This is a genomic window from Accumulibacter sp. (assembly GCF_023806565.1).
Lineage (GTDB): Bacteria > Pseudomonadota > Gammaproteobacteria > Burkholderiales > Rhodocyclaceae > Accumulibacter.
In genome coordinates this window covers 1-6113 of the sequence record NZ_JAMTDV010000016.1, presented here as the reverse complement: position 1 = coordinate 6113, position 6113 = coordinate 1, and the positions used below count along the sequence as shown (strand labels likewise).

The 6113-nt window shown below is 61.3% G+C and carries 8 protein-coding genes; 6 read left to right on the top strand and 2 right to left on the bottom strand.

Annotated elements, in window-relative coordinates:
- Positions 1-192 precede the first annotated feature (192 nt).
- Positions 193-1095 (bottom strand): transcriptional activator NhaR, encoded by a 903-nt coding sequence (nhaR, locus tag NFV80_RS01785; RefSeq protein ID WP_295326393.1) that lies wholly within the window; start codon positions 1093-1095, stop codon positions 193-195.
- Positions 1096-1206: 111 nt separating this feature from the next.
- Here nhaR and NFV80_RS01780 point away from each other — a divergent pair, with 111 nt between their 5' ends.
- The 6 genes from NFV80_RS01780 (at position 1207) to NFV80_RS01755 (ending at position 5562) form a co-directional block, all read left to right on the top strand.
- Positions 1207-2007, top strand: a complete 801-nt coding sequence (locus NFV80_RS01780) for an HPF/RaiA family ribosome-associated protein (RefSeq protein ID WP_295326330.1) — start codon at positions 1207-1209, stop codon at positions 2005-2007.
- Positions 2004-2978: a DUF533 domain-containing protein gene (locus tag NFV80_RS01775; RefSeq protein ID WP_366143388.1), complete on the top strand. Its 975-nt coding sequence runs from the start codon at positions 2004-2006 to the stop codon at positions 2976-2978. The genes NFV80_RS01780 and NFV80_RS01775 overlap by 4 nt, the downstream gene beginning before the upstream one ends.
- Before the next feature lie 81 nt (positions 2979-3059).
- Positions 3060-3746 carry a Bax inhibitor-1/YccA family protein gene (locus tag NFV80_RS01770; protein ID WP_295326333.1) on the top strand — a complete coding sequence of 229 codons (687 nt, stop codon included), beginning with the start codon at positions 3060-3062 and terminating at the stop codon, positions 3744-3746.
- A gap of 116 nt (positions 3747-3862) precedes the next feature.
- A complete protein-coding gene (locus NFV80_RS01765) occupies positions 3863-4657 on the top strand; it encodes an HAD-IC family P-type ATPase (protein WP_296757631.1) in 795 nt (264 codons plus the stop codon).
- Between the two features lie 108 nt (positions 4658-4765).
- Positions 4766-5350, top strand: coding sequence for a hypothetical protein (locus tag NFV80_RS01760; protein WP_366143389.1), 585 nt, complete (start codon positions 4766-4768; stop codon positions 5348-5350).
- On the top strand, positions 5347-5562 hold the full coding sequence (locus NFV80_RS01755) for a cation-translocating P-type ATPase C-terminal domain-containing protein (RefSeq protein WP_295326339.1): 216 nt from the start codon (positions 5347-5349) through the stop codon (positions 5560-5562). Before NFV80_RS01760 ends, NFV80_RS01755 begins: the two co-directional genes overlap by 4 nt.
- A gap of 54 nt (positions 5563-5616) precedes the next feature.
- Here NFV80_RS01755 and NFV80_RS01750 read toward each other — a convergent pair whose 3' ends face one another.
- Entirely contained in the window at positions 5617-5901 is a 285-nt protein-coding gene (locus NFV80_RS01750; RefSeq protein WP_295326341.1) for a hypothetical protein, read from the bottom strand.
- Positions 5902-6113: the final 212 nt, after the last annotated feature.

The window sequence follows — 6113 nt, the reverse complement described above, 5'->3', positions numbered from 1 at the left end:
ACTTTCGATGCGCTGTTGAACGGTGCTTTGCACCTTCGGCCCGATCGCCGAAGCATCAGGGACGCGCACGCTCGCCGCCACCTCGGCGATGGACTCGCCGAGGGCAACGCGAAAAGCCGATCTGCTTGGAGTCCCCCGGGGTGAAGTCCGAACAGTCGGGATGCCTTGCGTTGGTGATTCTGACGTCCCAGATCAGCCGGCCCCAGCGAACAAGCCCGCCTGGGCATGTTCGCTGACGGCGCGCGCTGCGGGGTGAGTCAAACGCCGCTCTGGAGAAATCAGGAAGAAGCGTTCGCGGATTTCGTCGGTCGCGCCGACTTGCTCGACCTGGTAGTGTGCCACAACGTCTTGCAAGCTCGCGATCGCGACGGGAAACAAGCCGGCTCCGCCCTCCCCGAACGCCTTCATCAGCGCACTATCGTCGAATTCGCCGACGATTCGCATCCGGATGCCTTGCCGATCCAGCCAGCGCGGCAGCGCACCGTGCAACGAGCTGTCCTTGCCGGGCAACAACAGCGGCTCGGCTTGCAGACTTTCAGGGAACGGGCCTTTCAGCTTCCTGGCAAGCGCTGGGGTTGCCAGGAAGGCGACCCCCGATTCGCCCAGCGGGTGGCTGTAGCCCTTGATATCGGTGGTGGGCGGCATAGGGCGGTCGGCCAGGACCATGTCGAGGCGATGTATCGCCATCTCGGCCAGCAGCCGTTCCAGTCGGTCCTCCTGACAGATCAGGCGCACTGTCTCGGGCATTTGCAGAACCGGCGCCAACAGTCGGTAAGCGATGAACTTGGGCACCACGTCGGCGATGCCGACGCGAAACGTGACGAAGCGCTCCTCGCCGCCATGACGCAGGATGTCCTCCAGTTCCGCGCCGGTCTGGAAAATTTCTTCGGCGTAGGACAACGCCAGTCTCCCTGCCGGCGTGAGTTCCATCCGGCGCCCGCTACGGTTGAACAGGGCAACGCCAAGCCGTTCCTCGAACTGCAAGATCTGGCCAGAGAGGGTCTGCGGTGCCAAATGCAGGCGCTCGGATGCACGGATGACGCCGCCTTCGCGCGCAACGCTGACGAAGTAATGCAGATGTTTGTAATTCAGCATGGCGCCGTTCCTTTGTCGGTTTTTTTCGAATATATCGCCAATTATTATCTGTTTGTATCGAACGATGTGGATCCCCATAATTCAAGTCACTGTTGCTGAACGGGGAATCAAATGCAAATTCAAATCCATGCCGACGACCTTGACCTGACCGAAGGCTTGCGTGACCACGTCGCCAAGCGGCTGGCGCATGCCCTGAAACACGGCCGCGAGGTCGTCTCCCGCATCGTGGTGCGACTGTCCGACGTCAATGGTCCACGGGGAGGCGTAGATAAGTGCTGCGGGATCGAAATCCGGATAAAGGGCGCATCCGCCATTGCCATCGACGACACCCAGGCTGATCTCTACGTCGCCATCGACCGGGCTGCCGAGCGTGCTGGACGTGCCCTGGACCGCCGCATAGCACGTCGCCACCAGTTTGCCATGCGGCACAGCAATCGTTACGACTCGACTGCGTTTGCTGCAGTCGGTTGGCTGTGGGGCCACGGGAAGACGCTTGCCGAGGGCACACCGGATGCGGTGCGCTTCGTCACATCGCAGGTGGAACAGGCCGTTCCGGGCGCACGCCAAATACTCGGCGAGTGGTTGCCAGCAGTCAGGCCAGAACCGCCGCCGCGCGACGTCTCGGGAACGGACATTGGCCCGGTGACGCCCTTTTTCGGGCTGACGCGCTCGCACTGGAACCGCAATGGCAGCGAGATCACGGTTCGCTACGAGGGTCGTGCCGACTTCGCCGCTGTGCTCGACCATTACGCCAAGGGCTTCGCCGCACAGGGCTACGCGCAAAGCGTGATGTCGGCCACCCCCGAAGCCGAGGTACACGAATACGGCAAGGGCGACGATCGCGTGCACTTTGAAACTACCCACCTACCGCAAGGCCGGGTCAGAGTGACGATAGTCGCCGCCCTGCCATGACCCGGCTTTCAGGGACAAACATGACCACTCAGGAACAACAAGCCATTCTCGCCGTTGCCATTCATGCCGCTTTCGCTGATGGCGCAAAGGACGAACGAGAGCGCGCGGAAATTCGACGTGTCGCCGAAAATCTGACGGACGAAGGCGGCGCCGTCGACCTTTCTCGCCTCCATCAAGACGTTCTGCTCAAGCGACTGCCGCTGGTCGACGTCGGGGCGATGCTGGAGGACACTGGCCAGCGCCAGTTCGCCTACGAAATTGCCCTGTGCGTCTGCGAAGCGGACGGGCGACTCGCCGACGGTGAGCGTCGATTTCTTGACGAACTGAAATGCCTTCTTGACCTGCCGACGACCGCGACCGCTCTGGTCGAGGGCGCAATCGACGCGCTGGTCGACCAGACTGAACATGCTTCATCGCAGCGTTTGCCTGCGCCCGCACCAAGTGCTTCCTCGATCGTCGTCAAAGCCGAACTGGACAAATCCATCCTCAATCACGCGCTGCTGGCCGGCGCGCTGGAGTTGCTGCCGCAGTCCTGGGCCTCGCTGGCGATCATCCCGCTCCAGATCAAACTGGTCCATGGCATCGGCAAGGCACACGGTGTGGAACTCGATCAGGGGACTATCAAGGAATTCATCGCCGCCGCCGGGGTTGGACTGACATCGCAATATCTGGAGCAGTTCGGCCGCAGGTTGCTGGGCGGACTGCTTGGAAAGGCAGCCGGCAAGAGCGCCGGCACGGCCGGCGCCGTGGCCACCGGGATGGGTTTCTCCTTCGCCACTACCTATGCGCTCGGCCAGGTCGCCGGGCGCTACTACGCCGGCGGACGGACGATGAGTACGGCACTCCTGCGCGAGACCTTCCGGGATCTGCTCGGCCCGGCCAAGCAATTACAGGCGCAGTACCTGCCGCAAATTCAACAGAAGGCAACGACGCTCGATGCCAGCCAAATCATGGCGCTGATGCGTGCCTGAAGATGGTTTCACGAACGACACCACCGCAGATGCCGACTTTCCGGCGCTGACTTTTGCTTCTTACCCCGAAAGGAGACTGACATGAACCAAAACCACCCGGACGTTCGAGCTATTGCCCTCCCGCACGGCGCAGTCGAATCCGTTCTTTCCACCAACAAGGTAATCCGCAACACCTATCTCTTGCTTTCTCTGACGCTGGTCTTCGCCGCCTGCGCCACCGGCGTATCGGCGGCACTCAAATTGCCGCATCCCGGCATTCTCCTGACGCTGGTCGGCTACTTCGGCCTGCTGTTTGGCATCCACAAACTGCAAGACAGCGGCTGGAGCGTTGCCCTTGTCTTCGTGCTGACCGGCTTCATGGGCTACACCCTGGGGCCGATCATCAGCCGCTATCTTGGGTTGCCGAACGGCGGAGAGATTGTCATGCAGGCGATGGGTGCCACTGCGGCGATCTTCGTCGGTCTATCCGCCTATGCACTGACCACGAGGAAGGACTTCAGCTTCATGGGCGGCTTCCTCATGATCGGTATTCTCGTTGCCTTCCTCGCCAGCCTGGCGGCGATCTTCTTCGCAATCCCGGCGCTGGCACTCACCGTTTCTGCTGCCTTCGTGCTGCTGATGTCCGGACTCATCCTCTACGAAACAAGCAACATCATCCGGGGCGGGGAAACCAATTACGTTCTGGCCACCGTGGCGCTGTTCGTCTCGATCTTCAACCTTTTCACCAGCCTGCTGCAATTGCTTGGCTTCGCAAACAGTAGTGATTGAACGCCGAGAGACCAGCACCGACAGCCCGAGCGCGCGCCACCGGGACGCGCCGCTGCTGCCCTCTGCCATGACATTGTCGGACTCACGCTCAAATCCGGAACCCAATGGTGGCATCAATGAAATCCAACCCTGCCACCGCTTGGCATCTTCTCTCAACCCAGGAGGTTACCGGCCGGCTGGCCTCCGATGCCACGCAAGGTTTGGCCACCCCGGAAGCGGTACGACGCGTTGCCGCCCATGGCCTCAACCGCCTCGCCGAACAAGCTGTTCGGCCCGTCTGGCTCAGGTTCCTGGATCAGTTCAAGAGCCTGCTGGTGATCATCCTGCTCGGTGCCGCCTTGCCGGCGGGAATGATTGGCGAACTCAAGGACGCCGTTGTGATTGCCATCGTCGTGCTGCTCAACGCGAACCTGGGGTTCTTCCAGGAGCATCGGGCCGAAGCCGCTCTGGCCACCTTGAAAAACATGCTGGCCCCGACGGCACGGGTTCGGCGTGATGGCGAGGTGCGCCTGATCGATGCCGTCGAACTGGTACCAGGCGACATCCTGTTGCTCGAAGCCGGTGACCGCATTCCCGCCGACGCACGCGTGCTGTCGGCGCACAGCGTCGAGGTTGCCGAAGCGGCACTGACCGGCGAATCGCACGCCGTCGTCAAACATCCCGATCTCATCGACGAAAAGTCGGTGCTGGCGGAACGGCACAACATGGTGTTCATGAATACGGTGATCACGCGCGGCAGGCTGGAGGCCATCGTCACGACCAGCATGCATACCGAGATGGGCAGGCTGGCCGGTCTGCTGGCCGAAACGGCCGAAAGCGAGACACCGCTGCAACGGAAACTCGACAGTCTCGGCAAGCGGCTGGCCTCGACTGCATGTGCTGTCGTTGCCCTGATGTTTGTCTTTGCCTGATGCGTGGCGACCCTATCGTGCAGACGGCAATGACGGCGATCCCACGGACGGTGCCTTGCTCGCCTTGGCGGCGAGACGGGACTCGATGCCGACGCTGCACTCGAACAACTGCTTCGCATCATGGCAATTCCGTTCGACTCGGCCACCAAGTTCATGGCGACCTTCCACCACGACGGCGACCGCGTACGGGTCTGTGTCAAAGGGGCGCCGGACGTGCTGCTTGAGCGCTCGTCCAGCCATCTTGTCGGTGACACCGCGTTCGAACTCGACGACGCGACTCGTGCGGCCTACGAAAGCGAAAATGGTGCGTTGGCAGGGCAGGCACTGCGCGTGCTGGCTCTCGCCGGGCGCGTGCTGGCTCTCGCCGGGCGCGTGATTCCTGCCGAATCATTCGATCCGTCCGCTGACCTGCTGCCATGGTTGCATGACCTGACCCTGCATGCCCTGGTCGGAATCATCGATCCGCCGCACGCCGAGGTGCGCGAGGCCATTGCCACCTGCCGCGCCGGCGGTATCCAGGCGAAGATGATCACCGGCGACCACCGCGTCACGGCTGCGGCGATCGCCCGCGAACTCGGGCTTGAGGGCGAGACACACGAAGGCTGTGAACTTGATGGGCTGAGCCAGAGGCGGTGGGTACACTGGGTGCCTATGCCTGGGCGATCCGGTCCGGCTACCAAGCAAAGGCGATGACCTTGGCTTTCACCACGTTTGTTCTGTTTCAGTTCTTCAACACCTTCAACGCCCGTGCCGAACACGGCAGCGCCTTCAACGAGCATTTCTTCCGCAACGGCAAACTGTGGCTGGCGCTTATCGCCGTAATTGCCCTGCAAGTCGTAGCCGTGCATCGGAGGCCGGCACAGGCGATATTCGATACCGTCGATCTGACTCTCGAAGACTGGTGACTGGCGGCAGCAATCGCCTCGACGGTCCTCTTGCTGGACGAAGCACGCAAGCTGTTACTGAAAGTGTCGTCCATGAAGGGAAATCGTGATGCTAAAGTATTGTTGCCGGTGTACGGTTCCGATGCGGTTTTTCAGGCAGCCCTGTATCTGATCGTCGGCACTCTCCGGCTTGGCCAGCAACTGCTGAGGAACGATCGATTGTTTGAGGAGTTCTTCGAGCTGGCTACCGTAGCGTCGCGCCTCGTCCTCGGTGTCGAAGGGGAAGAAGACAGATCGAGGGAGCAGCTTGTGCTTTACGCGCGGTTGAAACCGTTCCCCAGGTCTTTGATTGGACGCCATCAGAGCGATTCCACTCGCCTACACGCCCTGCACGATTCGTTCTTGGGTAGCGCTGCTACCAACCAGAGGTAGCATGAACCAGATTCTGGCCGGAAGAAACCGTCAAAGAAGCCCAGTGATCCGATCGAAGAGATTGCAACCAACTGATTATCAGTAGACTTTTTTGGAGGCGCGAGCGGGAGTCGAACCCACCTACACGGATTTGCAATCCG